Annotated in this window: 2 protein-coding genes; one reads left to right on the plus strand and one right to left on the minus strand. The window is 41.6% G+C overall.

Annotated elements, in window-relative coordinates:
• On the minus strand, positions 1-543 hold a 543-nt coding region (locus tag AB4Z33_RS30975), incomplete at its 3' end, for a sensor histidine kinase (RefSeq protein ID WP_442053581.1).
• Between the two features lie 210 nt (positions 544-753).
• Between AB4Z33_RS30975 and AB4Z33_RS30980 the strand changes: the two genes are divergently transcribed.
• Positions 754-1,237 (plus strand): metal ABC transporter ATP-binding protein (locus tag AB4Z33_RS30980; protein WP_442053582.1); only part of this gene is annotated, 484 nt, incomplete at its 3' end.

Raw genomic sequence — 1,237 nt, forward strand, 5'->3', positions numbered from 1 at the left:
CTCCTTAATGGACAGATCAACATCTTTAATAGGCCATTTATAATCGATTTTCACGGTTGAATCCAAATCAACATCTCTAATAATATCCTTTATCGTATCTTTCCAAGGTACGGTTATGACCTCTGGCGGATATTTCAAATTGGCGATGGACTGGCGCACATACTCATTCACTTCATGAACCGTCTTCTTTACAGACAGAAATTGTTCGTTTAGTTCATCGCTTTGCTTCACCTGATCGAGCTTTACAGATACCAAGAACAAGGATTGAGCAATCCCATCATGTAAGTCTCTTGCCAAGTTCTCGCGTTCCTGTAAAGCCGTCTGTAGCAGCCTAGTTTGATGCAGCTCTTCTTGGATATTTTCTAATATGGCAAACAGCCGCGTAATCAAGAGCAAAGTAACCAAGAAAACGATTAAAGGCGACAGCCAATTCCCTGCGTCCATCGAAATATACGGCAATAAATATTCATGTCGAACATACTCCCAAATCCAAATCGTCAACGTAGGGATGATTAAAATCAACCATTTTATTTGTTTATACATTACATGGACCTCCTTATACARCATCAGACTCATTCCGTTAGCTTACTTTTCTATTGTCTCTATTTTTGAGCCGTCACACATGACTCAATAGAGCTAGCTGCACAACATTTCAATGGTTTGTAACAATGATTCGTTTAGATAGCTACAACGAGTTATTTTATCGGCATATAGCATTGTTCATAATGGAAATGAAACGAGGTGAACAAAAGGATGGCAGATCCTGCACTCGAGCTGCGAGATATAAGCGCTGGTTACAGTAAGTCGCCAACACTGAATCAATTAAGCTTTAAAGCAAATCAAGGTGAGTTTGTGGCCATTACCGGTGCTAACGGTGCAGGCAAAACAACGTTATTTCGAACCATATTAGGGCAGATTCCGTTACGGCAAGGAAACATCATGATCGGCAATCGAACCATTGCAAGTAAAAACGATTTTCGGCAAGCACAGAAAAAAATCGGATTCGTGCCTCAGGGAGGTCAAGCGGGAAAGTTGCCCATCTCTGTACTGGAAGCCTTAATGCTTGGGAACTGGGGAGTAACCTTCTCGTATTGTAAGCGTCCAACATTAAAGGATAGAGTAAAGGCTAATGAATGGTTAGCCTATATCGGAATGTCTGATTTGGCCAACCAAGATTGCAGGCAACTTTCAGGAGGGCAGCGTCAACGCATTCATATCGCGCGAGCTCTTATTAGAG

It is taken from the genome of Paenibacillus sp. 2TAB19, assembly GCF_052115185.1.
Lineage (GTDB): Bacteria > Bacillota > Bacilli > Paenibacillales > Paenibacillaceae > Pristimantibacillus.